This window comes from Rhodococcus qingshengii JCM 15477, from assembly GCF_023221595.1.
Classification (GTDB): Bacteria; Actinomycetota; Actinomycetes; order Mycobacteriales; family Mycobacteriaceae; genus Rhodococcus_F; species Rhodococcus_F qingshengii.
The window spans coordinates 3,558,016-3,581,028 of record NZ_CP096563.1; the positions used below are offsets into that span (position 1 = coordinate 3,558,016).

Annotated in this window: 22 protein-coding genes and 1 pseudogene; 6 read left to right on the forward strand and 17 right to left on the reverse strand. The window is 55.5% G+C overall.

The window, feature by feature from the left end; translation table 11 throughout:
• Positions 1-15: 15 nt before the first annotated feature.
• The 6 genes from M0639_RS16200 to M0639_RS16225 all read right to left on the reverse strand — a co-directional run bounded on the left by M0639_RS16200 (position 16) and on the right by M0639_RS16225 (position 5,527).
• Positions 16-894 carry a LamG domain-containing protein gene (locus M0639_RS16200; RefSeq protein ID WP_248671203.1) on the reverse strand — a complete coding sequence of 293 codons (879 nt, stop codon included), beginning with the start codon at positions 892-894 and terminating at the stop codon, positions 16-18.
• Entirely contained in the window at positions 894-1,289 is a 396-nt protein-coding gene (locus M0639_RS16205; RefSeq protein ID WP_156525063.1) for a hypothetical protein, read from the reverse strand. The genes M0639_RS16200 and M0639_RS16205 overlap by 1 nt, the downstream gene beginning before the upstream one ends.
• A gap of 138 nt (positions 1,290-1,427) precedes the next feature.
• Complete coding sequence (locus M0639_RS16210) at positions 1,428-2,303, reverse strand: phage major capsid protein (protein ID WP_064074886.1); 876 nt, start codon at positions 2,301-2,303, stop codon at positions 1,428-1,430.
• Between the two features lie 129 nt (positions 2,304-2,432).
• Positions 2,433-2,843 carry a phage scaffolding protein gene (locus M0639_RS16215; protein WP_054802503.1) on the reverse strand — a complete coding sequence of 137 codons (411 nt, stop codon included), beginning with the start codon at positions 2,841-2,843 and terminating at the stop codon, positions 2,433-2,435.
• Positions 2,840-4,195 (reverse strand): phage portal protein, encoded by a 1,356-nt coding sequence (locus M0639_RS16220; RefSeq protein ID WP_064233912.1) that lies wholly within the window; start codon positions 4,193-4,195, stop codon positions 2,840-2,842. Before M0639_RS16220 ends, M0639_RS16215 begins: the two co-directional genes overlap by 4 nt.
• A 66-nt stretch (positions 4,196-4,261) precedes the next feature.
• Positions 4,262-5,527 carry a phage terminase large subunit family protein gene (locus M0639_RS16225; protein ID WP_248671204.1) on the reverse strand — a complete coding sequence of 422 codons (1,266 nt, stop codon included), beginning with the start codon at positions 5,525-5,527 and terminating at the stop codon, positions 4,262-4,264.
• A gap of 154 nt (positions 5,528-5,681) precedes the next feature.
• On the opposite strand from M0639_RS16225, the gene M0639_RS16230 reads away from it, so the two are divergent.
• The 5 genes from M0639_RS16230 to M0639_RS16250 all read left to right on the forward strand — a co-directional run bounded on the left by M0639_RS16230 (position 5,682) and on the right by M0639_RS16250 (position 9,747).
• Positions 5,682-6,815 carry a tyrosine-type recombinase/integrase gene (locus M0639_RS16230; protein WP_064075756.1) on the forward strand — a complete coding sequence of 378 codons (1,134 nt, stop codon included), beginning with the start codon at positions 5,682-5,684 and terminating at the stop codon, positions 6,813-6,815.
• Entirely contained in the window at positions 6,812-7,177 is a 366-nt protein-coding gene (locus tag M0639_RS16235) for a helix-turn-helix domain-containing protein (RefSeq protein WP_054802584.1), read from the forward strand. Before M0639_RS16230 ends, M0639_RS16235 begins: the two co-directional genes overlap by 4 nt.
• 151 nt (positions 7,178-7,328) lie before the next feature.
• Positions 7,329-8,624 carry a Fis family transcriptional regulator gene (locus M0639_RS16240; protein ID WP_248671205.1) on the forward strand — a complete coding sequence of 432 codons (1,296 nt, stop codon included), beginning with the start codon at positions 7,329-7,331 and terminating at the stop codon, positions 8,622-8,624.
• A gap of 180 nt (positions 8,625-8,804) precedes the next feature.
• Positions 8,805-9,419: a hypothetical protein gene (locus M0639_RS16245; protein ID WP_156525134.1), complete on the forward strand. Its 615-nt coding sequence runs from the start codon at positions 8,805-8,807 to the stop codon at positions 9,417-9,419.
• Positions 9,420-9,519: 100 nt separating this feature from the next.
• Positions 9,520-9,747 carry a hypothetical protein gene (locus tag M0639_RS16250; RefSeq protein ID WP_156525133.1) on the forward strand — a complete coding sequence of 76 codons (228 nt, stop codon included), beginning with the start codon at positions 9,520-9,522 and terminating at the stop codon, positions 9,745-9,747.
• A gap of 89 nt (positions 9,748-9,836) precedes the next feature.
• Here the strand turns inward: M0639_RS16250 and M0639_RS16255 are convergent, their stop codons facing one another.
• From M0639_RS16255 to M0639_RS16275, 6 genes are all read right to left on the reverse strand, one after another.
• Positions 9,837-10,550, reverse strand: coding sequence for a hypothetical protein (locus M0639_RS16255; protein ID WP_064233868.1), 714 nt, complete (start codon positions 10,548-10,550; stop codon positions 9,837-9,839).
• Positions 10,551-10,633: 83 nt separating this feature from the next.
• Entirely contained in the window at positions 10,634-11,065 is a 432-nt protein-coding gene (locus tag M0639_RS16260; protein ID WP_064075416.1) for a hypothetical protein, read from the reverse strand.
• A gap of 210 nt (positions 11,066-11,275) precedes the next feature.
• Positions 11,276-11,659 carry an HNH endonuclease gene (locus M0639_RS35200; protein ID WP_082893300.1) on the reverse strand — a complete coding sequence of 128 codons (384 nt, stop codon included), beginning with the start codon at positions 11,657-11,659 and terminating at the stop codon, positions 11,276-11,278.
• 422 nt (positions 11,660-12,081) lie between these two features.
• Positions 12,082-12,783: a hypothetical protein gene (locus tag M0639_RS16265; RefSeq protein WP_156525087.1), complete on the reverse strand. Its 702-nt coding sequence runs from the start codon at positions 12,781-12,783 to the stop codon at positions 12,082-12,084.
• Positions 12,784-13,513: 730 nt separating this feature from the next.
• Positions 13,514-14,026, reverse strand: coding sequence for a hypothetical protein (locus tag M0639_RS16270; RefSeq protein WP_064075419.1), 513 nt, complete (start codon positions 14,024-14,026; stop codon positions 13,514-13,516).
• A gap of 745 nt (positions 14,027-14,771) precedes the next feature.
• Positions 14,772-16,115, reverse strand: coding sequence for a recombinase family protein (locus tag M0639_RS16275; protein WP_064075420.1), 1,344 nt, complete (start codon positions 16,113-16,115; stop codon positions 14,772-14,774).
• Between the two features lie 46 nt (positions 16,116-16,161).
• On the opposite strand from M0639_RS16275, the pseudogene M0639_RS16280 reads away from it, so the two are divergent.
• Positions 16,162-16,407, forward strand: a pseudogene (locus M0639_RS16280) (LysE family transporter); the annotation flags it as partial.
• A 21-nt stretch (positions 16,408-16,428) separates the two neighbouring features.
• On the opposite strand, the gene M0639_RS16285 reads toward M0639_RS16280, so the two are convergent.
• From M0639_RS16285 to M0639_RS16305, 5 genes are all read right to left on the reverse strand, one after another.
• Positions 16,429-17,100 carry a DUF1345 domain-containing protein gene (locus M0639_RS16285; protein WP_030537075.1) on the reverse strand — a complete coding sequence of 224 codons (672 nt, stop codon included), beginning with the start codon at positions 17,098-17,100 and terminating at the stop codon, positions 16,429-16,431.
• Positions 17,101-17,153: 53 nt separating this feature from the next.
• A complete protein-coding gene (locus tag M0639_RS16290) occupies positions 17,154-18,473 on the reverse strand; it encodes a lipase family protein (RefSeq protein WP_064075421.1) in 1,320 nt (439 codons plus the stop codon).
• A 20-nt stretch (positions 18,474-18,493) separates the two neighbouring features.
• On the reverse strand, positions 18,494-19,825 hold the full coding sequence (locus M0639_RS16295; RefSeq protein ID WP_007732273.1) for an SAM-dependent methyltransferase: 1,332 nt from the start codon (positions 19,823-19,825) through the stop codon (positions 18,494-18,496).
• A gap of 127 nt (positions 19,826-19,952) precedes the next feature.
• Complete coding sequence (locus M0639_RS16300) at positions 19,953-21,509, reverse strand: pyridoxal phosphate-dependent decarboxylase family protein (RefSeq protein WP_172827116.1); 1,557 nt, start codon at positions 21,507-21,509, stop codon at positions 19,953-19,955.
• Between the two features lie 3 nt (positions 21,510-21,512).
• Positions 21,513-22,904, reverse strand: coding sequence for an MFS transporter (locus M0639_RS16305; RefSeq protein WP_172827115.1), 1,392 nt, complete (start codon positions 22,902-22,904; stop codon positions 21,513-21,515).
• Positions 22,905-23,013 lie beyond the last annotated feature (109 nt).

Consider the following 23,013-nt stretch of genomic DNA (forward strand, 5'->3'; position numbering starts at 1 on the left):
ACCTGAGGAGGGGCCTCAACCGTCGGAGCCGGTGAGGCAGACGACGTCGTGTCGGGCAGATCCCATGACCGCCACCGGGCAGGTTTCATGTCCGCCAGCGGGCAGTTTCGTGGCCGTCTCCGGGCAGAATTTCATGGCCGCCGACAGTGCAACACCTGAACGTAACGAGAGCGCCGATGCACTCACGCTCAGTGACGGTTCCCATACGCTCAATGTCAACAGGGCAATACCCGTAACTAGCGTCAGGGCTGGCTGAGCACCACCGAAGTGTGCACTAACCTGCAATGCGCTGAGCTTCCTCGCATAGATGGCAATCTCATCGATCTGACCTGACCAACCCTCTGTGGCGCTACCCAGATCGCTACCCGATGCCAACGCATGTGATCGACTACCTGTATTCGGGATGCTCAGATCCCCTACGGCAACACTCATTATCTCGACAGAATCGACGTACAATCGAGCATTACCGCTTCCTACCGCAAGCACGACGTGATGCCATTTATTGTCGTCATATCTACTGGCGGAGTACTGAGATACGCCATTGAGATATATCTCTAGCTTGCCTGGACTGGCTACCGCGTTACCTCGAAGACGTAGCAGAATCGCCTTGCCTCCCCCGTCACGTCTCCACAATGTCGGATAGTCGTTGGTCGCTGGTCCGGTCTTGAACCAACATTCGACTGAGAATGTGCCTGCTGAGTAATCCGTGAAGGCTGATTGCATGGCGATTGCTTGCGATGCGTTCAACGTCCAACCATTACCAACCTTGCCGCTCGTGACCGTAGGTACACCTACCAACGACTTATTTGCTCCAGATACCGTATCGAATGCCGTATTGGTCTCACATCGAAAGTAGACAAGTGGACTATCTGCCAGAATTACGTCCTGATACATCAGTACGCGATCACCAGTAGTCCACGTTCAGTGTCATAGGTACCAGTCTCTGTATTCAAGTACTCGTATTCGAACCTGACCGTCACATCTTGCCCCGACGCACTCTGCGCCCCGAAGTCGATACACGCTATCAACGGTTTGCTAGTTACCGAATCGTCATAAATAACGGCATATCTAAAGTTTCCTGTCAGGGCTGTCCACGTCTGATCTGCTGCCGAATAGACCCAACGAGAATCTGAGGTCTTCTGAGTCAATACCTTGCTTGCGAGACTCTTGCCACCTGCAACATATCCAGAACCAACTAGCTCGTTAGCAATCGCACTGTAGAACTCATGTGCATGATAGTTGGGTACGTAACTATTGGTGAACAGAGCAATCTTGATATTGTCGTTCACCAGGTCTATTTCTTTTCGGGCTAGCTTACTTGCTACCCTGCCGTACATTCTTGCTGCTATTTTTCCATACCTACTTTCTCTAAGATAGTAGGGCTAGGCTCGATGTGAACCTAGCCCTACCGTATTGCTATTCAATTATCAGGGTGCTGTTACTTCCAACACGCCGAATGCTTCCTTGCGCCCTACGGCGAATGCCTTACGGGTACGAACCTTGATATGTGGTTCGTCAGTGCTGAAACCAGCGTCGAAGCTGATCAGAGACTCGATTGGTGAACGAACGCCAACAATCAGGTGCTTGCGATTGCCTACGATCAGCAATGGATTGCCGTTTGGGTTCCATGTGCTTGTGGCGCTGGTCTTCGCTCCGTCGGAGAAACGAATCTCGTAACCGAACAGAGTCTGAGGCTGACCGGCCGCTACCTGCTCGATGAACAGTGGTCGTCCATTGAGGTCTAGTAGCCCTCGTAGCTGACCCTTGAAGCTGGTGTGCGCGATGATGATCGTATCGGGATCAGCAAAGTAGCGACCATTCTCAGCCTTGGCCAACACATCGGACAACTGAGCGTATGTCAATGGTCCTGCGGTCTTGATGACCTGTGCGCCTACTTCTTTGTACACAGAGGTGAAAGGAACAGTGGTGCCGTTTGCTACGGCGGTAGTTCCTAGACACGCGTTGTCAAACTTACGTGCGTAGTTGGTTGCCCAACCCTTCTGATACTCGGTAATTACGTCTACGCGTGCATCTGCTAGATCTTCCTCAGCGATGATGATGCGATCGCCGAACTTCACAGCGTCCAACTGCACGTTGTCTAGTGCTGGCTGATCTTCCGGGTAAACGCCACCCTTGGCAATGACCTGTACGTCTACGTCCCCCATACGTGGGGTCTTCTGAATATCGCTGGTCATGTTGACCTTGCGACCTACTGCTTCTACCGCTGAGTGCTGTTCAACGGTCTGAATGACTTCGCTGCCGTACTCTTCTGGTACCCAGCTATCTGCATTTACTCTTGCCATATTGTTTGTCTATAAAACTCCTAATGAATTTACGTTTTAAAGTCCTGCATGGACTATGGGGATCGTTCCACATCTCGCGTCACGATCAGAGCATCTCGCTCTATTACTCTTATTGTACCAAGTATTGTATTATCTTGTGTTCTGTATCAATTTCTCGGCACTGCTTAGGTTGCGCTTTGCTACCGGCTTCTCAGCGGCATCGATACTAGGTACCTTCTGGACCTGGAACAGCTCGGCGAAGTCGGTCTTGACCTGCTCTAGCTGATCATCGAATCCGACCAGATCACCTGATTCGTCAATATCGATCTTCGATCTGTCCAGTAGCTTGGCTACCTTCACATTGCTTACACCACTCTCGGCTAGCTTGGCCGTGATCTTGGCATCTACATATGAACTCTTGTACTCGTTTGCCGAACTATGCGCCTGTTCCAGCTCTGCTTTAGCCTCGTTCAACTGATGCCTGAAACTAGCGGCCTCGTTGTTTGCCTTGCTCAGAGCTTCCTTCATGCTCTCAATATCGTGCTCATTTTCCTGTGTCATGCTGCTTCTCCTTCGAAATCTGTATTTGGTACTTCTGTCGTGCTTGTGTTTGGTTCGGTCTGCAACAGACCGTCTTTCTTCCACTGAGCTACCAACTCAGTGTCATAGCCCTGTTCGAGCAAAATCTGTTCAACAGGTAGACCTGCCTGCAACTTCTTGTAGGCAATCTCCCACTGCTCTTTCGTGTCAATGGACTCGATCTGTCGCCACTGGATCTGTACGTCCTCGGCAATGTTGTTCATCTTGAGTACGAACACGAACATCTGACGCAACGTGTGGCCGATGGCCAACTGACGGGTGCGTACCTTCTTCACTAGCGGTGCCTCAGCCGCTCGTAGTGACTCACCTGAGACGTTTGTGTGCGTGTTCTCGAAGTAGTGCAGTGGCGTGTCGGTTACCGATGCCATAGCGCGCACGTACTCGCGATACGGAGCGATATAGGTCTCGGGTGCTGCCACCTGAAACTGGCCAACCTTGGTGATGCCTGCCAGATCCCAGACCTGACCAGGTGCGCTGTCCAGTACGTCGTCAGCGTCATCGTCTACGTCTGAGAGCGGATTGCTGACTGAGTTCGCATCACGAAGCATCCAACGTGTGGGGAATCCGTAGTGCTCCACCGATGCCATTTGGCTGACCAGCATCTTGGTGATCATGTCCTGTGGACCGTAGGCATTGATGTGTTCCGGTCTGCCGTACTGATCGACACCAGTGGTGAAGTGAAAGACAGGGATCTGACCGAAAGGATTTGCAACAGAACCATTTTCGTCTGTTTGCTCGTCAATGAACGGTTCGAAGTCTGTATCTTTGACAGTCATCGGTAGACGCTCACTGGTGCTCAGATACTTCTCGATGCGATCCGAGTAGTACAGATTCACACGAGTACGTGGTTTGCCGTCTACGGTCACACTCCACAACTTCGCCGCACACTTCGGCTGTCGTGGGTTCTCTGGGTCGTACAGCATCACCATGCTCAGTGGACTGTTGTAGTAAATCTGAGTCGTACCGTCCGAATCAGGCCAACAGATCAGATACGCACTGCCAAACACGAGAGTGCGATTGATCAGCTGCGTCAGTTCGAGTTCCAAGTTGTTCTGCTGCCATACCTGGTCCACAACGATGCGGGCCCGATCGCTCATGGTGCTGATGCCGGTAACTTCCAGACGATTGGCTACGGCGTTCACTGGCGTAGCGGCGAAATTGACCCGATTGGGATCGCCTAGCTTTTCCAGTTCCTTGGCTACCGATCGTGATGCGAAGAACTCCGGTACGGTGCCGTTGTAATAGTTCTCAGCCTGTTGATAATGCTGCTGAGTATCCAAGATTGTTTGTACTGCGATGGTTAGATCTGACATTTAGTTCGTTATTAATCTCCTTAGTTTCATTACTTGCTATTCTAACATTTTTATAACTATCAGGTGTTACAGATAGCTACGTTTCTTAATGCGTGCTCTACCGGATGCATTCAACAGGTAATGCACCCCTGCGCCTAATGCATCCACCAGGTCGTCATGCGTCACCTTGGGAAACGAATGCATCTGCTGTTCGAGCAGATCGAAGTGACGGGTATGGCACACCTTCTGTTTGCGGTAGTAGTCCAACGCTCTGGCCGCTCGTACCGGCTTCGGCTCTGTCTGATGGATCGCCTTGTACTTGCACTTGATCTGGTCGAAGACTTGCGCCCACACCATGCCACCCTGATTGGTCTCGATCAGTAGCAGATCCACATCGAACAGCTCGATCAGCTCGTTTGCACGCTCTCGTAGCCCGGTACTGACAAGTTTGAGCTGTTCGGCATGACGCACGTACACCAGACCGTCATTTCCGAGAGAGACGATCACAAAGGCTGTGTAGTCACTTGACTGCTTCGTACTGACGGCAGGATCAACACTCAAGACGGTCCATCGGTACTCGTCCAACTCGGCAATTTCGATATCGTGTTCGTTCCAGTACTGCGCATCGACGTTGACCGGGCGGTTCATCATGTTCATGGCAAATGCTCGGGTATGACGATCACGTTCGAGCACCGACATGGGTTTGAACTCAGGCCACCAACTCGACTCGTTGCCATGTTCGTCTACGACAATGGCCGGGTAGTAATGCACCTCGATCCGTTCATCGATGATCCAGTGCAATCCAGAATCGAGACTGTCATAAAAATTGACATGCTCACTGTTCGATTGTTGTAGCTTTAACTCCCCCTGATTGATCTTGGGAGTCTCGAATCTAGCTAGTTCTCGCTGCTGTCTTGTCTCGAAGTTTTCAATTTCTGATACATAGTTATTAGGTATAGATGCATCATCAAAAACAGATTGAAAATTAAAGTCGTTTTCTACAGCACTTGATTCACATTCTTCCAAGTTTGTCAATGACTTGTCGGAACTCCGACTCAGATCATCGTTAACAGGGTTGTTAATATATCCATCTTCACTATCAATGCCTCGATTCTCCCCCGCCATATCCACTTGACTAATCGAGTCAGGTTCGAATGTGTGCGACGGCGAAACGAAAGCCTCTATTTGCGATTCTGGACTAGAAAATGGCTCTTTGGTCTCCGAGTAGCTGAAAGCATGTTCGATCGCTTGTAGCCTGAATGAGGTACCTATTTCACTCTCAACTTGAGTTAGGTTATCCTTATTCAGCCTTACATAATCAATATTATCGGCACAAAAGAAGGTCGAGTTCAACTAGATGAGAGAACTCGTCCCATTGGATCTCAAGCGAAACTGCTGCCTGTGGCCGGTGACGACTTGCTGCCGGACGGTGGCCCACGAGCCTGATCCCCAGATCGACATCGGTTTATGCAAACAGATGAGAGATTCTCGCGCTACACTTGCGTTCATGCAGAGTGTTCCAGGTCGGCTGCCAGAGTTCCTGTCGAACGGCGTCGTCGGGCTGCTGCGACCCGAGGACCGAGTCTTTGAGGCGATGCTCGATGGCTGGCGAGCGCAAATGCTGGCCCGTGGGCTCGGTGTGCCGTTCATTCGGTCCTCGTGCGGCCTGGTCTCTCGGTTCCAGGAGCACTCCAACGAGTATCCGTGGGGCTGGCAGCCGATCCATGTCGATGAGTTCCTGGCTGATCGACGAACCGGGCCGAAAGCCGTCTCGGTGTCGACGCTGCGCGCGAACGCTGGCACGATCAGGTCCTTCTGCTATTACGTCACTGACGAAAGGTATGGGTGGGCTGCGTTCTGCAGCAAAGTATTTGACGACGTTCCCGCCCAAGTCGTGTTCGAGTGGAACACGCCGCGCCACAAGACCGATGACGCCATCCCAGCGGACCGGCGCAGCTTCACTCAGACCGAGTTGCAGACATTCTTCGACACCTGCGATGACCTCGTCGATCAAGAGTTCGCCAAGGGCTCGAAGCGCTGGCTCCCACTGATGCGAGACTCCACCGCGTTCAAGGTGTGCTACGCCTACGGTTTGCGCCGTCGGGAACTTTCCATGCTCGACTACCACGACTTCGGCCCAAATCCGCACGTAGACAAGTACGGCCGCTATGGCGCCGTTCAGATCCGCTACGCCAAAGGCATGTCGGGGTCAGGACCGCGCCGTCGCACTGTTCTCACGGTGCCTGAGTTTGACTGGGTGGTCGATCTTCTCGATCACTGGCTCTCGCCGCAGGGTCGCGAACAGTTCGCCACTGCGGACCGCTCGGCCTCGTTGTGGCCGTCGGAACGGGCTGGCGCCACGGGCATCCGCAACTTCAATCGCACCTTCACTGCGGTCCGCGAACTGGCTGGGCTACCGACAGAGTTGAAGATGCACTGCCTGCGCCACTCCTACGTCACTCATCTCCTCGAGGCCGGATACGATCCTATGTTTGTCCAGCAGCAAGTTGGCCACGCCTACTCATCCACCACCGCGCTCTACACCTCAGTCTCGGCAGACTTCAAACAAAAGACCATCCAACGGATGATCCAGCAACGAATCGTCACACGTGACGAAAGAAGGACCGGGAAGGACACGTGAGCGAGCAACGCCGAATCGGCTATCGCTGGAATCTCCGCCAACGAATGGCCGATCACAACCTCTGGAAGACAACGGAACTCATCCCGCTTCTCAAGTCCCGCGGAATCAACCTATCAAACGCACAAGTGCACCGATTGGTGACAGGCACACCCGAGCGGATCCCTGCGCGCACCTTCGCCGCGCTGTGCGACATCCTTGAATGCACACCCAACGATCTCTTCGAACCATATGTCGAGATCCGAGCTGCGGCCACGGCCGACGCACCGGCCAACCCGGCCGACCTAGGCATCAGCGACAAGCGCTCGGTTGCCCGCCGGATCCGAGTCGTCCGTAGCGATGATGACGATGGCAAGACCACGTAAACCTGAAGACCCACAACGGTGGGAAGTTCCATGCGATCGCTGCGGTGAGCACAGAGAATGTGTCGTCACCTGGCAGGGCCTCGGAGTGTGCGGTTACTGCTACCAAGCAGCCAAACGAACTCGAGGCGTATGCGCGTGCGGTCACGACGGGGTGTTGCCGGGAATCATCAACGGCCAGCAGGCGTGCCGCAAATGCGCGGGCATAAAACTCAACGTCGACTGCGTTGAGTGCGGCGCCGAGGAAGAACTGTACGCACAGGGATGCTGCTGGCGATGCGTCCTGAGGGCGACCGTCGACCGACTACTGACGAATCCAGAGACTGCTAGCATCAACGACGAACTGAAACCCTTTGCAGCTGCCCTGAAGTCGATGAAACGGGCCAACAGCGGTCTGACCTGGATCAACCAGGAACATGTCACAGCGTTCCTCACCGAGCTGGCCCGCACACCGCTCGTTTCCCACGACGTCATCGACCAACTCCCCCGATCGCGCACCCGAGAATACGTCCGAGAACTCCTGGTCACCCACCAGATCCTGCCGCCCAGAGACGGACTACTCCACCGCTACATCGACTGGTCCGATGAAGCCCTCGACCGGCTGAAGTCGTCCGAGCACCGGGAAGTCGCGACCCGGTACATTCGTTGGCATCACCTGCGGCAGATGTATTGCATGGAGTCGGTGTCACACGGCACGTTCCTGCGGTCGAAGCAAACCGTTTCCGTCACAATCGAATTCCTCAACTGGCTCACCGACCGGGACATCTCGATCGACGATCTATCCCAAGCGGATCTGGACGCGTGGCAGGCCGAAGGCCCGAGCACGCGAGAGTTCGCCATCCGGTTCCTCGCGTGGGCAGTCAAGACAAAGCTGGTCGCTCGGGACCTTACAATGACACCACATCGTCGTGGTACAAGCTCTAAGATGAGCCCTGAGGCCCAGCAAGACGTCGTCGATGGCATTACATCAAACCAACCCGCACTGAATCCGCGAGATCGAGCCGCGGCGATCCTGGTGCTCGTCTTCGGCCAACAGATCGACCGGGTCGTGAAACTCACCTGGGACCACGTCATAGTCTCAGACGAACTCGTGACCGTCACACTCGGCGACATCGCCATCGCTCTTCCCGCACCGCTCGACGAACCATTCCGATATCTCGCCGGAGAACGAGACCTCGGGAACACCGCCGCCCACCCAAGTACGCGCTGGGTGTTCCGCGGCTATATCCCTGGCCAACACATCAACCCGGGCCACTTGCGGAACCGCCTGAAGTCGACGTTCGGCACCCGCGCCGCCCGGCTCGGCACCCTGCACGAACTCACCAAGCTCGCACCCGCCGCAATCCTCGCCGACACTCTCGGCTACTCCCCTGCCACCATCGAGCGACATGCGGTGGCGTCTGCAGCCACATATGCCCGATACGTAGCGATGATTGACGCTGATGGCTAGGGTTGTGTAGCTCGAACTGCTTCTGCGGCCGATGCCGTTCATAAACTCGCGGTACTGATATGTCAGGCTACTATTGGCGGCCGGGATGGAGCTAAGAATGTCGAGAGAGAATCGCGGCAAACCTCGGACCAGAAAGACGACGAAACAACCTTCGATTCGCCTTTCTGGCAGGCTATGAGCATGGCGATAACACTAGAAGACACTTTAGCTGCGATCAGCCTGCTGCAGAACACCGAGAAATGTGCTCGCATATCCGGGACCGCCGAGTACCGACGGTGGCCCAAGAACGACATAGCGGGCCCGCCGAACCGCGTCGATACAGTGCACTTCTCCATCGACAACGAGCTCGGTTCATGGTCTCAGCGCGACACCAAGTCCGCGCAAACCCGCCGCTACTCCAGTGGCGCCGGACAGGAGCTGGTCGATGACGACGGGCAGCTCATCCCTCCCAAACCACCATCAGGGTTCGACCACTGGCCTCTGCTCATCAAGATGATGACACCGAGTAGATTCCCGATCTGGGGGCGCCCGGGAGATAAGTGGAGAATGAAGGGCGCCGAGTCCACCGAGCACGGTTACCTCCTGCACCTCAACCGTGACACCTCCCCCGCAGAGGCGGAGCTGTACATCGACACCACTTTTTCGCTACCAATCCGCTGGACCGATACTCACCAAGTCAGGCCAGATCTCGGGGCGAAACAGGAGGTAGAGATCGTGGCCCTGCACATTCCTCCGGAATGGAAGCGTCTCACCGGTATGGACATGTCCGAGGAAGGTCAAGACATGGCAGGATAGCCGAGCTTTGCACCAAGCGCACCTCGGCCTGGTCATCCACTTCATGTCTGATCGGGGTGACGCCTGCACGGCTTGGCTCCGGACGGCGCACAATGGTCCTGTGGGAGCGAAGAGCAACGAGGCGATGTTCCGCTTCATCCTGCCGGCTCAATTGAATGGGCCCGAACTCAGCGAGCAGATAAACGAGGCTGTACTCCGTAGGGCCCGCGATGCTGGAGCTGTCTCCATCGGCGACGTATATGTCAGCGGCACTATCCCTATCGGTGACGGCGCGTGCCAGTACTCGGTTCGAGTTCGGTTGTACTTCGGTGGCCCTGCCTTCGCTTGAGCCCCATTATTTCCCAGCCGGGCTCAACGACGTCGGGCCTCTGAGATAGGTGGTCTACTCGTCCTAGTTCAACACGTCCCGTTACCAGTTTATCGTTCGCTTTGCTTATCATCTGATTGTTCCACTATATGAGACGTATTCCATGCCTGCTCGTGCTCCCATACCTGCCTGCACTGGTCGATCAGTGACCCTGACATTGTTGTCGTACCGACTAGCTCGATCTGGCATTTGTCGCTCAGATAGAACACAGCATCGAGTAGGTTGCGTTGACGCTTCTGTACCTCATTCAATGAGTAGTTGGATTCAGGTGGTTCAATATCATCGAGCAATATCAGATCAGGTCTTGTATTACCTACCTTTAACCCCAACGACTTGGCGTCGATACCTTTGGCTACGAATACAAACCCATTTGCCTGTTCGATCTTGGCCTTGGACTGGCTGACGTAACGCTTGACATTGGCCCCCATCTTCGGCGTACACAGCTCTGGGTAGTCCTTGCGAAGTAGCTCGTTCGAGTCCAGTTCCTTCTTGAATGTGTCCAGGTGGGTAGTGGCCTGATCCTCCGAGTCACTGAACGCTGCAATGAACTTGATGTGACCGTGCGCTGCTGCCCACATTGGAAGCAACAGGAAGATCCACGTCGTCTTACCCGACTGTCTGGGTGCGATCCATGCATGACGTGATGACTTGCCGTTGATCCAGGTCTTGCCATGCTCAGCTAGATCGATATGGAACTGAGCCAACGATGATGGCTGATCCTCGAATCTGAGTGAATCAGGTAGATATAACAGGGCGAACAGCAACGGATCATCCCTGGTGAGTAGCCTTCGGCCCTCCGAACTGGCGATCAGCTCACGTGGATACTGTGCAACGTACTGAGCTGGATCTATGACTGCTCACGACTCTTCTGGTACTCGTCGTACAGCTTCAATGCATCTTCGCTGGTGGTATCTTCTGGTGCTCGATGACTGGTGGCCTTACCGCGCAGCATCTGGATCGAGTTCGTAGCCTTGTTCAATCCGTTCACGATCTTGTCGAAGTCGGCTGGTGTCAGATTTGGGTTCTCCAACAGTTCCCGTCCACGACTGATTATGTCCTGCTGAGCAATCCTCAGTTCAGTCTCTTCGTAGAATGAATTATATTGTGCTGCTTTGGATTTGAGTTCATCGAGTTCAATCTCGATACCAAACTCTTCGCACCACTTCTTACCCGTTGCCCAACTCTCTGGATATCCCAGTTCTCGTTTGGCCTTGGCTAGACCAACATCCCCCGCCAGTTCAGCGAATGCCTTTCGTTCTTCGTATTCGTATTTTGCCAATGATTTTCATTATCCTTTCCGAGTCGCATGACTCTATGTTTGTATTGATTATTATTCATAGTTGTGTATAAAAATGTCTGCTTTCGATTAAGTACAGGAGCACGATGCTCGTATTACATATTTACCCAATATTCAATATACTTCTAACATATTTACCTAATATCTAATCCACTTCTAACGTACCTATCTAATATAGCTAAACTATGCATGCTATTGCATCTTTCTTATCTTGCACAACCTGCACACAGTTCTGTTATTGAATCTGTAGCTGTTTACTCTGTTTAGTTTATGGTTGTTCTTACAGTATTGGACTTTTTCTTGACCGCGCCCCCGGCCTTTTGCACGCATATCTTCTAGATTTTCTCGTTGCGTTGCCGCTCTGAGATGATCAACACGAATGCAACTAGGGTTATCGCACAAGTGCATCACCACCTGCTCGTCACGTAATGGTTTACCTGACTGAATGTATGCGAATCTATGTGCTTTATAACTCTTGTTCTGATACTTGATGATTCCGTAACCGGATCGATCCTTGCACCCGGCAAAGATCCAACAGCCATTTTCGTCTACTTCGTAATCTAATTCTTTGTCCATAATCTACTAGCTATCTAGGCACTGCAATGCAGTGACTCATTCTATTGTATCACTCATTGTATCATTTTGTTCTTGCTCTTGTATCCGTACTTGTTCCGTATGTGCTCGATGATCAGATCTATACGCATGGCGGGTACTCCCATATCCAACAGCCGTTCGAATGCGTCAGTGATCGTCCGTACTTCTCTCTCTACTGCCTGTGCCTTAGGTGGGTCTTCATCCTTCATCGTTTCGTACCTGCCTGACACGATCTGAGCTACTTTCAAGGGCTGGATGACTACAGGTATCCCCCGCCAGATTGCTCGGCTCACATACGATCCAACCTACTTCTTTCCATCCCTGATCGAGATAGCTTTGTAGCTCGTCAGGATCGATCATTGCGCTATCCAATGGTGCTTTCCACATCAATAGGTGTTTGTTCATCACCATGTGTACCCTCTAGGATTATCTGGTGTTGCTTCTTTCCTAGTAGATCCCACGCTGACATACTCCTTGATCTGATCCTCAGCGGTAACAGACTGTAAGCGCAATGCGTCGAATTCTTCCTTGATCTGCTCAGGAGAGTAGTCCTGTGTACCTATGATCTTGTAGACATTGCTGGTCTTCTTCCCCCCGGTCATTCCACCCTTTTTGGTCTTTTCCAGCACCTTCTGCTGTTCTAGGTATGCCAGGTACTTGGACGCTCGTGGCTGAGATATACCTAGCTTCTCCTGAAACCCTGACTGGTTTACTATTGGTTCTAGCGTCCAGTATCGAACGCACAACTTGGCAATCTCGTCAATCAGACGTTCGACGTGTTGTTTCGGCTTGGGGCCTAGATGCTCTACCGTCTTCTTGGCTGACGCTGCCCACACACATGCTATGTACAGGATGTTTCGTCGTAGCTCTTCCTCCAACTCAACACTTGCTTCTATCTCGTCCATTATTTGTAGTGCCCTCTCTTGTCCATATCTCTGTTCTAAAGGTTTGGTTGGATCGAATCCGAGATGCATGCATGTCAGCGCGAACCCGTAAACCTGTTGATCTGTACTCTTGTCACTGACTATCGAGGTGCCTAAACCTGCTTCCACCGAATCGTCAATCTCTTCACCTAGAGTAATCCAGACCTCATCTTTGATACTCATCTTCATACTTTGTACTTCCTTCTCTTTTGGATCAAAAAACTCCCCCAACTGGTGCAACAGTTAGGGGAGTCTCGTGTTATTTCTCATCCAAAAGAAAAGTCTTTGAACATCCTTCCCATTGCACTGGTGGCGTGTTTCTTGTTACTACTATTCTACCAAACACCGCTAGCTAAAGCTAGTTATTCAGATAGCTATCTACCTTTTACTGTAGATCTTAGTGCTAACCTTCCCTGCTTACAATCCTTACCCTTCTATCGTTACCTAGCTGTTGCATGAGAAATGCATAGTACTCTTGTTAATACTCTTGTTAATACTCTTGCTTTCACTCTTGATTATCACTCTTGCATAAGACTCTTGCACTGGACTCTTTTATCATAATCTAGTAAATACTCTTGAATACAAAGTATTAGAACAATATGAAAGTAGTATTAGACCAGAGCTTCGCTCTGGCCTGGTGCCTTGGCACCAGTACAACCAATGATCTACCCCGCAGAGAAAGGGTGGCCAAACAAATACCTTCAATCCAGCGCCGCGCCTCCGTTCGTCGTGTTCACCTGCTTTCCTACAGAGCTTATCGATAGCCTCGACCACGATGCAATACCTAAACAGCAAGTATCAATACCGCCCTGACGTGCACCGATGCTATTTGTTCTTTATTAATCAGTTTGCTATAGGTCTAGATACGACAAATCCCCCGCCACTTCTGACGAGGGATCTGACGGTAATGCTGCTACTTGCTTGGTTCTAGATGCTTCTTCAGAACCGCCAGTACGGCCGCGTTGCGGTACTTCCCGCGATCATGACCGTGTAGCTCGCGTACCAGCTTGAACTGAGATTTATCGACCGTGGTGAACTTGCCAGCGTCAACGAGCTTCTCGATTTCATCCAACTTCGGAGTGATGTTGGCCTTTTTGGCGTAGCCCTGCCGTTCCGCCCACATGTGAAGTTCCTGCTTTACCTCGTCATCGATACCGAGTGCCTCGAAGAGTTTCGTCTCCGATGTCTCTGATGGTTTGGTTTTCTTGATATTCCCACTATTAGCAGTGTTTCGCACTTCGTGATACAGCTGACCGTCACTTTTGAGATTGTCGATCAGCGCGGCTACATCATCCTCTGTCAGATAGACATTCTCCACCTGCTTAGCTTCCTGACCTGCTCGTTCGATCGTAATCGTGACAGGCTCGATTGGGTCTGTGATGACTTCGCCGTTCCAGTCACTGGTTACGATTGTCTTGATGCCCATGATTGTCTCCTTTGATTGATTGCTAGATCGTAGGTCAGGTGTTTGGTGTTACGCCGCTACTGAGTAGCTATGGCCGATGTGCCAGTGCTTGCAACTTGGGTCATAGAACGGACGAAGACCGTTCAGGTGCAGTCCGTCTGTCCGATCAATGAATGTCTGAGCACCTTCCCGGTTCGACCATGCGCGCTTGCTCGGGTAGCTGCACAGCTTGTTCTTGCGCTCGTACTTACGACGATGTTCGGGGGAACAGAACGACGAACCGTTGTCAGTGAACGCATTGCCGCATTTCAAGCATCTCATGATCTGCTCCCCTTCGTTGTTTGTATACCTAGTTTATAGCTAGATCTAGCTTTTAACAAGAACTAGATTGGACAGATTGTAAAACAGCTTTGACCTGCATGTTTGCATGAAAATGCCCTAGCTCACGTAAGTAAACTAGGGCACTCGGTCAACAAGGTAGGACCTTTGTCTATTGTAGCATGTTTTGTACTATAACCTTCTATTTATAGACATTTATTATCGACAACTATTGTCAACTAGCGCTTGCGTTAGTAGGATAGACCAAAAGGAAAGGAGCACATAGCTAGCGCCATACGCGCTCGTAGCATCGTCAGACACCAGGTCTGGCACCGTCCTACAGAAAGGAGAACCGAATGTAAGTTGACCAATTACGACATGGAGAGCGCGATTGAGAAGGAGATGCAGAATGCGCCTGACCTGACGGAAGAAGATATAGCTTTTATGACTAGATTATTTTCTTCCAAATTGGCTCGATAGCATCGAAATCGACTTTACGAGCACCACGTACCGCCGGATGGATCACAACCGCTGTCAGGTACCGCTTGATCAGTGCTCGCTGCTGGCTCAGGTTGGCATCATCGAAGTTCTCGGCAAATGTGTCCGAGATTTGGGTGGCGCTGGCCTGAGCCTTTGCACGTTCGAACGATTTGAGCTTCTGTGTCTCAGCGTCTCGCATGGCTATGAAATCCGACAGATCGATCTGCTTGTCCGTCCATGCCTGACGCAAATCGCTGATGCGTGTCTCAATCTCTGCAATCTCGGCCGCATGATCGTCAACGGGTGGCGCTACCGGCTTGCCCTTAGCCATTTGACGCTTGATCAGACCGGATATGTACTCGTCTACCGGCTTCATCTGTCGATTGATGCCACCACATCCCCCTAGCGCAGACATGCAGGTGTAGCTGGCCTTGCGTGTCTTGTTCTGTGCTCGTCCGTACATCGGACTGCCACACTTGCCACATCTCGCGATACGAGAGAGCAGATACACGCTCGTGGTGTCTGGCATCGGCTGAGTTCTGGCGTTGAATACGTCCTGAGCGGCCTGCCACACCTCACGGCTCACGATGGGTTCCCAGTTCCCAACGGCAACTTCTTCCCCCCGGTACGTGCGAATGGCCGCGTTACGCGGTGCTTGCAGGATCTTCTTCACGGTCTGGCGGTGCCAGCGTTTGCCTTCTACGGTCGGTATCTGCTGCCAGTCCTTCAAGATGCTGGTCAACGACTCCCCCGCAATGACCCGCTCGTACGCCTCACGAATCAGCTTGGCCTCTGACTCGATGATCTTGTAATCGTGCGTGTATCCGAATGGTCGTGTGACAGCCTTCTGAGGTTTGCCCTGCTGTGCACGTTGTAATGCTGCTCGGGCCACACGTCTACCTGTGTCCTTCGATGCCTTGTTACCGACGTTGACCAGCAATCGCGCCATAAACAGGCCATTGTCGTCACTCAGATTCACGTCACCAGTGACTACCTTGTTCGGGATCTTTTTCAGCTCGATCACGTCAATCAAGTCTTCCAAATCCCTTGGCTGCCTTGCGATTCGATCAAGATCGTAGAAGATCACACCATCGCGAATGCCTGACCGTAAATCATCGAGCATCGATTGCCATTCAGGTCTGACCTTGCGTTTGTAGGCCGATACGCTGTTGTCTTCGTAGACCTGGCCGACTCTCCATCCCAGTTTGGTAGCAAGCTCCTGACAGTCTTCGCGTTGTCTGGTTACACCTGCTTCGTCTTCTCGATCCAACGAAATTCGTACGTAAATAGCTGCTGAGCTGGGATGATTCATGTTCTAACTCCTGATCGCCAACTGATGCTATTGACGATACAAGAGCTTCATGCTCGCAGTGCTCCCGCAGTTCCTGGACCCGTCGGCGCCGCTGCTGCCGCAGTATCTGATCATCGCCGCCACGATGTGCGCAGTCGACGTGATCGTGATGACCGGATACACCGGCCTGGCCGCCCGGGTACTCACCTTGATGCGCTCCCCCAAACAGCAGCGAACCACCAATCGAGTGTTCGCCGGTCTGTTCTTCGGAGCCGCCGGCTTCCTCTCGAGCATCGGGCGTGCAGCGGCTTGATCGGTAACACGGCTCGAGAGATCACAGGCCCGCAATCAAGTTGACGACGGACGCCACGATCACCGAACCGAACAGGTACGACAGCAATGCGTGGCCGAGTGCCATCGCGCGCATGTCCGACGACTTCAAGTTGGTGTCGGAAATCGCGAAGCTCATCCCGACCGTGTACGCCACGTAGGCGAAATCGCTGTACCTCGGCGGTTCTTCCTGATTGAAATCGATTCCGCCGTCGGGGCCGGAGTAGTACAGCCGTGCATATCCGAGGGCGAAGAGCGTGTGTACCGCCAGCCACGAGATCACGACGCTGCCGACTGCAACCGATGCCGCCACTACTTGGTAGTGATGTCCGTCGGGTGCCGCCAGGAGCAGGAACGCGATACCGACCAGGCTCGCGACGGCGGCACCGAGAATCAGCAGGTGCGCGACGTTTCGGGCCGGCTCTTCGCGCGTTGCGTGGCTTGCGGTGAGCGTCGCGTCGAAGGGCCAGACCAGAATCCACGTCCACACCGTGAACACCATCGCCGCCACATCCCAGCCGATCAGAAACGCGAATCGGGGGTAGCCGACCAACGCCGTGACGACACCGGCGGCCACACCGAGCAGCAGACCCGTCGACACTCTCAGCGCCGGCCCGGCACCCAGGGCGCTCCGTGGAACCGGGTTGATCGGAAGGTCGTGCGGTCGATCGTTCACGGGCTCAGTCAACCACTGTTAGAAGTGAGACGGTGGTTACGTGACACGGCGACTCAGGCGTTGCACGCACCGACTATCGGCTTGCCGTTGAATCTGTCCAGCACATACTGCAATCCGACGCCGAAATCCGCTACGGCCGGCGCGAGGTGGTTGTTGCCGCTCCCCGGATTCACCGCAGGCAGGGTGTCGATGAACAACGTCGCCTCGGCCCCGCGCGCGCACCAGTCCTGAACCAGGCGCCGGGTTTGCTCGTACGGGATGAAATCGTCGTTGAGCGCTCCGTTGACCAGAATCGGCGAGGCCGGGGTTCGCCACCCGATGCGTTGTTCCTCGATCACCTTTTGGATCTCCGGTACCGATTCCACCACGTCGGCGAGTGGTCGTCCGTCTGTGGTCCACGACGCCGTCGACTGCTTCCCGTACTTGGTTCGGGAATCGATGAGGCATTGCCCGGCGACGTCGGCGAGCACGGACCGGCCGTAGTCGTTGAGTCGAGATTCGATTGGCTCTCGGGCGGCAGGATAGCGGTCGAGGACGCCGTTGATCGTGTAACCGATCGCGGCCATCAGGCCGGTACCGTCGATATGACGCAGAACGCTTGCCAGGTCTGCCGGGGGCGCGCTCGCGTAACTCCCGACCAGATTCAACTCAGGCGCGTATTCGGGTGCCAGTTCGGTTGCAGCGGCAGTGGCGCCGCCGCCCTGCGAATGGCCCCACAGCGCTATCGGATCGTCCTCTCCTGCCTGCGCGAGGGCTCGGGCAGCGCGTGCACCGTCCAACATCGCATGGGCTTCCTCGGCGCGATTGACGTAGGTATGGACGCCGGGTGTTCCGAGTCCGATGTAGTCGGTGACGAATACACGAACGCCCTGGGCGAGGAAAGCGAAAGCAAAAGCTGACTCGTAGTTGACACCGACACTGTCCACACCGGCACCGTAGTTCGACGGATTCCCGGGTTCCGCCAGGCGGAGCTGACCGGCAGTGGGAAACATCCTCGACGGCGCGCACTGATCACCTTGGCCCTGCGTACCCGGACCGATCACCACTGTCGGGCGGGGGCCCGCTCCTGACCACGGGGCAGCCGGCTCCAGGTACGAGCCCGACACAGCAACCTTGGATCCGTGGGTGTCGGTACTCGAATACAGGATCCGGGTCCCCACACCAGGCACTCCGCCGACGGCACCGGCCAGAGCCAGCGGTTCCGTCCGAATCACCGAACCCGGATCACCGACGTCGCCCGGAATCGCATCGTAGAAATCGTTCACAGGTTCGGCGTTCGACATCGGTGTGAACAGCAGCGAGGTCGGCAACAGCGCTGATACCGCAACGGCCGAAATCTTCAGTGCCGCGAGGACAACCTTCCGGGTGCTCATGGAAATCCAACGTATAGGCCTCAGTCGACGCGCGGACCGGTTTCGATCTGCGGGACTTCAATCGATCGATACCAACTGTCACGCGAGCGGGCCATGCCGCTGGCCCCCCGATCCCCTGGTTTCACGGCCAGAACCTGATGAATCGTAAGCCTGTGCGGCTCCTCGAAACCCAGGGCACTGGCAGCGAGATACAGCAACCAGGTACGCACCCGGGGAGCACCGACCTGTAAGACCGATGCGTCCCAGTTCTCGCGGAGGTTCTGCACCCATGCGCGCAGTGTCAGTGCGTAATGCTCGCGCAACGCTTCGCTGTCACGCGTCTCGAAACCCGAAAGTTCCAGCGCATCAATGGTTTTACTCAACGGAAGGATCTCACCGTCCGGGAAGATGTACCTGTCGATGAAGCTGGGACCGTCATCGACGTTGTCCGACAACGACTTCACCGCGGCGATGGCATGATTGAGCAGACGACCCCGCGGCACGAGCAGGTCGTAGAGTTTTGCCGTGTACACCGGCAAATTGACCAGGCCCACGTGCTCGGACATGCCGATGCTCGAAATCGCGTCGTAAGGGCCGTCGTCGACGTCGCGGTAGTCCTGCACCCGAATCTCGATGCGATCGGTCAAACCCGCGTCGGCAACTCGCCCCTTGGCGTATTCGACCTGCTCGTTGCTCAGCGAGACTCCGACGACGTCGACGCCGTAGTTCTGGGCGGCGTGCAATGCCATCGATCCCCAACCGCAGCCGACGTCGAGCAGTCGCATTCCCGGCTTCAGATCGAGCTTGCGGCAAATCAAGTCCAGCTTCGCGTACTGAGCAGCTTCGAGGGATTCGACACCTTCCGGCCAGTATCCGCACGAATAAACCATGCTCGGCCCGAGGAACAGTTCGTAGAAGCGATTCCCGACGTCGTAGTGATGGGAGACAGTCGCCGAATCGCGTGATCTACTGTGCCGCTTGCCTCGCTTACTACGCATCTCGATCGCCGGGGGTGACGGTGGTGGACCCACCGCCCCCAAGCCGGCGAAAGTACCGGCGGCGCGAACAATCGAGCGCAGCGGCAACGTCGACAAACGATTCTCACCGAGCCGCGTGACCAGTTCCGGGACGTCGAGGAGCGCGAAGATGTCGCCGTCTACGTCCAGATCGCCGGAAACGTACGCCCTCGCCAGCCCTAATTCGTTGGGAGAGTAGAGGACCCGCCGTAGGGCACGCCGATTCCGGAAGTGAACCTGCGCAGCGGCGTCCGGTGGCCCTGCCTCCGAACCGTCCCAACATCGCACGCGAACCGGAAGCGGAACCCCGATCACTTCCTCGAACACCGTCAAAATCTTGGCCGCGGCACCAGTCACTGATCAACCCTCCGACAAAAGATGGTTAGCCGATGACAGAAAACTTACGCCCGATTCGCGAATCTTTCGCGCCATTTGTCCGAGTTTTGGACAGTGTTCATCGCGGTTTCGGTATTCATCGCCGAGTTCAGGGCTCCACCATTCCGGCGAGGAATTCCACCAGCAGTCTCTTCGTGACCTCACGTGGCAGCGATTCCACTGCCGCGAGGACGGCCGCCATGTCCAAGGGAGAATCGGAAGAGCCCCGAGGATCCAGCCCCGCCGACGTCAACGCTGCCGCGACGGCGTCACTGGGCAACGCAAGAACATCGGCGACGGTGACATCGCCACGTTCGAATGCTCCGGCCAACTCTGCCAGGGCCGGCGGCGCCTCGGCTGCCGCCGAGCCGCGAACGTCGTCGGCACCGAGGACGAGTGCGCTGGTCAACTCGCCGAGCACAGATTCCGTCACCGGGGTGACGGTGAGGTGGGTTGTTCGAGGCAACGTCGTCCCGTCAGGTTGCGTCGACGCCGGCTGCCCTTGAAGGACGAAGCCGCGAGCACCGACAGCGCTCACCCAGCGATGCGGATCCACTCGCCGTTCGAGCGGCACGGAATCGTCGGTAGCGACCGCGAACAGTGGTCCCACCGGCGAGCCCACGACGCGAAGACCCTCGATTGCCTCGACCGTGCCGATCAGTGCACGAGTGGCCCGCTGCGCCCGGGACACCAATTCGGCGTACCCGGATTGCCCGAGGACTTGCGAAATAGCCCAAGCACCGGCAAGAGCAGCAACGGATTTGGAACCGAGAAGCGTGGGATTGACCACCGGGTACCCCGGCCAGTCCGTGAGTCCGAAATACTGCTTGCGATGCAGATCTCGCCCTCGGTGCAGCAGAACCGAAACGCCTTTGGGCGAGTATCCGTACTTGTGGAAGTCGACCGACATGCTGGTGACCCCGGGCACCCGGAAATCCCAGGGTGGCAGATCACCCCACCACGGCAACGCAAGCCCACCGATGCAGGCGTCGACATGCAGTGGAATCGAATGTGCACGAGCAACTTCCGCGACATCGGCGATCGGGTCGAGCGCCGCGAACGGGTAGCTGGGCGCGGAGACGACGATCAAGACCGTGTCTTTCCGAACTGCCGTCGCAATATCTTGTGCGCCGACGCGCCCCGACGTGGGATCTACGGGTACCAGGATCAGTTCCAGTCCGAGCAGGTGAGCTGCCTTGTGGAAAGCGGCATGCGCGGTGGTCGGAAGAACCAGCGAACCCTCACCCGGCGGGAGCCCACGGAAGTCGCGAGCTGCCTTGACGGCCAACACACAACTCTCCGTTCCGCCGCTGGTGACATTGCCGACGACTGCGCCTCCGGCGTCTGTATCTGCGGCTGGGTCTGAAGCTCCATGGAGGAACTCGCGTGCGAACGCAACCAACTCACGCTCCATCACCGCGGTGGACGGGAACACCGTCGGGTCGAGACCGTTGACCGGCTGAACCAATCGAGCTGCGTCCGCTGCCAACTCGTCGAGCGCTGCGAGGCCGCTGTCGTACACGTACGACAGAACCCGGCCTCCGTGCGTCGGAGCGTCCTGCTCGCGAAGCGAACGCAACCGACTCAAGATGTCGGCCGCCCTCTTCTCGAGGTTTGCGCTCTCGACGATCTTGCCCTGAAGTTCCTCGGCCCGAGTGGAACTCATCGTTCACCTTTCGTTCTCGTGAGTGGATTCTTGTTCAGTGCGGTAATTCCGCAATACGACCAGGCTGATCGCAACCAGGATCGCCGGCACGACCGAGAAGCCAAGGGCTATTCCGGTCAGCGCCGATTCCGGTTGCACGACAGTCTCGCCCGCAGTTTTCGAGACGAATCCGGTGACCGCGAGTACACCCAAGAACACCGCGGGTCCCAGGGCAAGGCCTGCGGTTTCCGCGGCGGTCCAGATACCACTGAGCGAACCACCGCGTTGGCGCCCACCGATTCGCGCGTCGTCCTCGATGACGTCCGGAAGCATCGCCAGCGGGAACACCTGCATGCCGGCGTAGCCGACGCCGGCAAGCGCGACGGCACCGTAGATCCACGAACCCGCGTGGACAGCCGCAAGCGTCAACAACGCCGTGGCGACGACGAACAGAACCGAAGACACCACGTAACCGCGAAGCTTTCCGTACCGATGCGAGAACCGGTACCACAGCGGCATGACGACGAGAGCTGGTCCGACGAGTGCAACGAACAGACCGGTGAGCGCACCTTCGTTGCCCATCACATAGGTCGCCAGATATTGCGCACCCGCCAACATCACGGCGGTGGCAAGAGCTTGGAGCACGAAGACGCTGACCAGCAATCGGAACGCGCGGGTACGTCGTATCGCGTCGAACCCGTCCCGGTACTGCGAGAGCAACGAGCCGACCGGCGCGTCCGCGTGAGTCACCGTGTGGCGCGCGGCTCCGCGAACTGCCCAGATCATTGCCCCGCACATCAGCGCCGACACCCCGATCGCCATGACCAGATAACCGCGTGCTCCGCCCCCGGCAGCGTCGCGTAGCTCGGGTCCGCCGGCGCCGATGACCAGAATTGTCAGGGCCAACACCGCAATTCGAACCGATACCAACCGGGTGCGCTCGTGGTAATCGCCGGTCAACTCGGTCGGCAACGCGATGTACGGCACCTGAAAGAGGCTGTAGGCACTCGCCGCGAGCAGGAAGAAGACGAGCACCCACATCGCCCCGACTCCTGGGCCGGCCGACACCGGGGCCGAGAACGTGAGAATGAAGAGCAACGGCAGTCCCAGAGCGCCTGCGAGCATGAGTGGCACTCGCGTACCAGTTCGATGAGAGCTTCGGTCGCTGATCGACCCGATCAGCGGATCGATCAGGACGTCGGCGATTTTCGGGACAATGACCACAAGCGACGCGAGCGCCGCGGCAACGCCGAGCGTGTCGGTCAGGTAGTACGCCAGTACCAGACCTGGCAGAACACCGAATCCACCCGTACCGACACTTCCCGCTGCGTATCCGGCCACCACACCACGCGAAAGCCTGTCGGGCGATCTACCTTCACGAAGACGTACCGGTTTGTCTGTAGTCACCGTCCACACACTAATGTCACGACTTCGTACCGCGAGGGCAAAAGAATCCCGATGACCAGAAGTCGCTCACTCGGACGGGCCTGGCATGCCAGACTGTGACCCGATTCGCACACGAAAC

Coding starts and splice junctions, on each gene's coding strand:
- M0639_RS16215 (WP_054802503.1), bottom strand. CDS start 2,843: ATGACACAGGAAAATGAGCACGATATTGAGAGCATGAAGGAAGCTCTG.
- M0639_RS16200 (WP_248671203.1), bottom strand. CDS start 894: ATGTATCAGGACGTAATTCTGGCAGATAGTCCACTTGTCTACTTTCGA.
- M0639_RS16270 (WP_064075419.1), bottom strand. CDS start 14,026: ATGGGCATCAAGACAATCGTAACCAGTGACTGGAACGGCGAAGTCATC.
- M0639_RS16220 (WP_064233912.1), bottom strand. CDS start 4,195: ATGTCAGATCTAACCATCGCAGTACAAACAATCTTGGATACTCAGCAG.
- M0639_RS16210 (WP_064074886.1), bottom strand. CDS start 2,303: ATGGCAAGAGTAAATGCAGATAGCTGGGTACCAGAAGAGTACGGCAGC.
- M0639_RS16245 (WP_156525134.1), top strand. CDS start 8,805: ATGGCGATAACACTAGAAGACACTTTAGCTGCGATCAGCCTGCTGCAG.
- M0639_RS16265 (WP_156525087.1), bottom strand. CDS start 12,783: ATGAGTATCAAAGATGAGGTCTGGATTACTCTAGGTGAAGAGATTGAC.
- M0639_RS35200 (WP_082893300.1), bottom strand. CDS start 11,659: ATGGACAAAGAATTAGATTACGAAGTAGACGAAAATGGCTGTTGGATC.
- M0639_RS16275 (WP_064075420.1), bottom strand. CDS start 16,115: ATGAATCATCCCAGCTCAGCAGCTATTTACGTACGAATTTCGTTGGAT.
- M0639_RS16290 (WP_064075421.1), bottom strand. CDS start 18,473: ATGAGCACCCGGAAGGTTGTCCTCGCGGCACTGAAGATTTCGGCCGTT.
- M0639_RS16230 (WP_064075756.1), top strand. CDS start 5,682: ATGCAGAGTGTTCCAGGTCGGCTGCCAGAGTTCCTGTCGAACGGCGTC.
- M0639_RS16300 (WP_172827116.1), bottom strand. CDS start 21,509: ATGAGTTCCACTCGGGCCGAGGAACTTCAGGGCAAGATCGTCGAGAGC.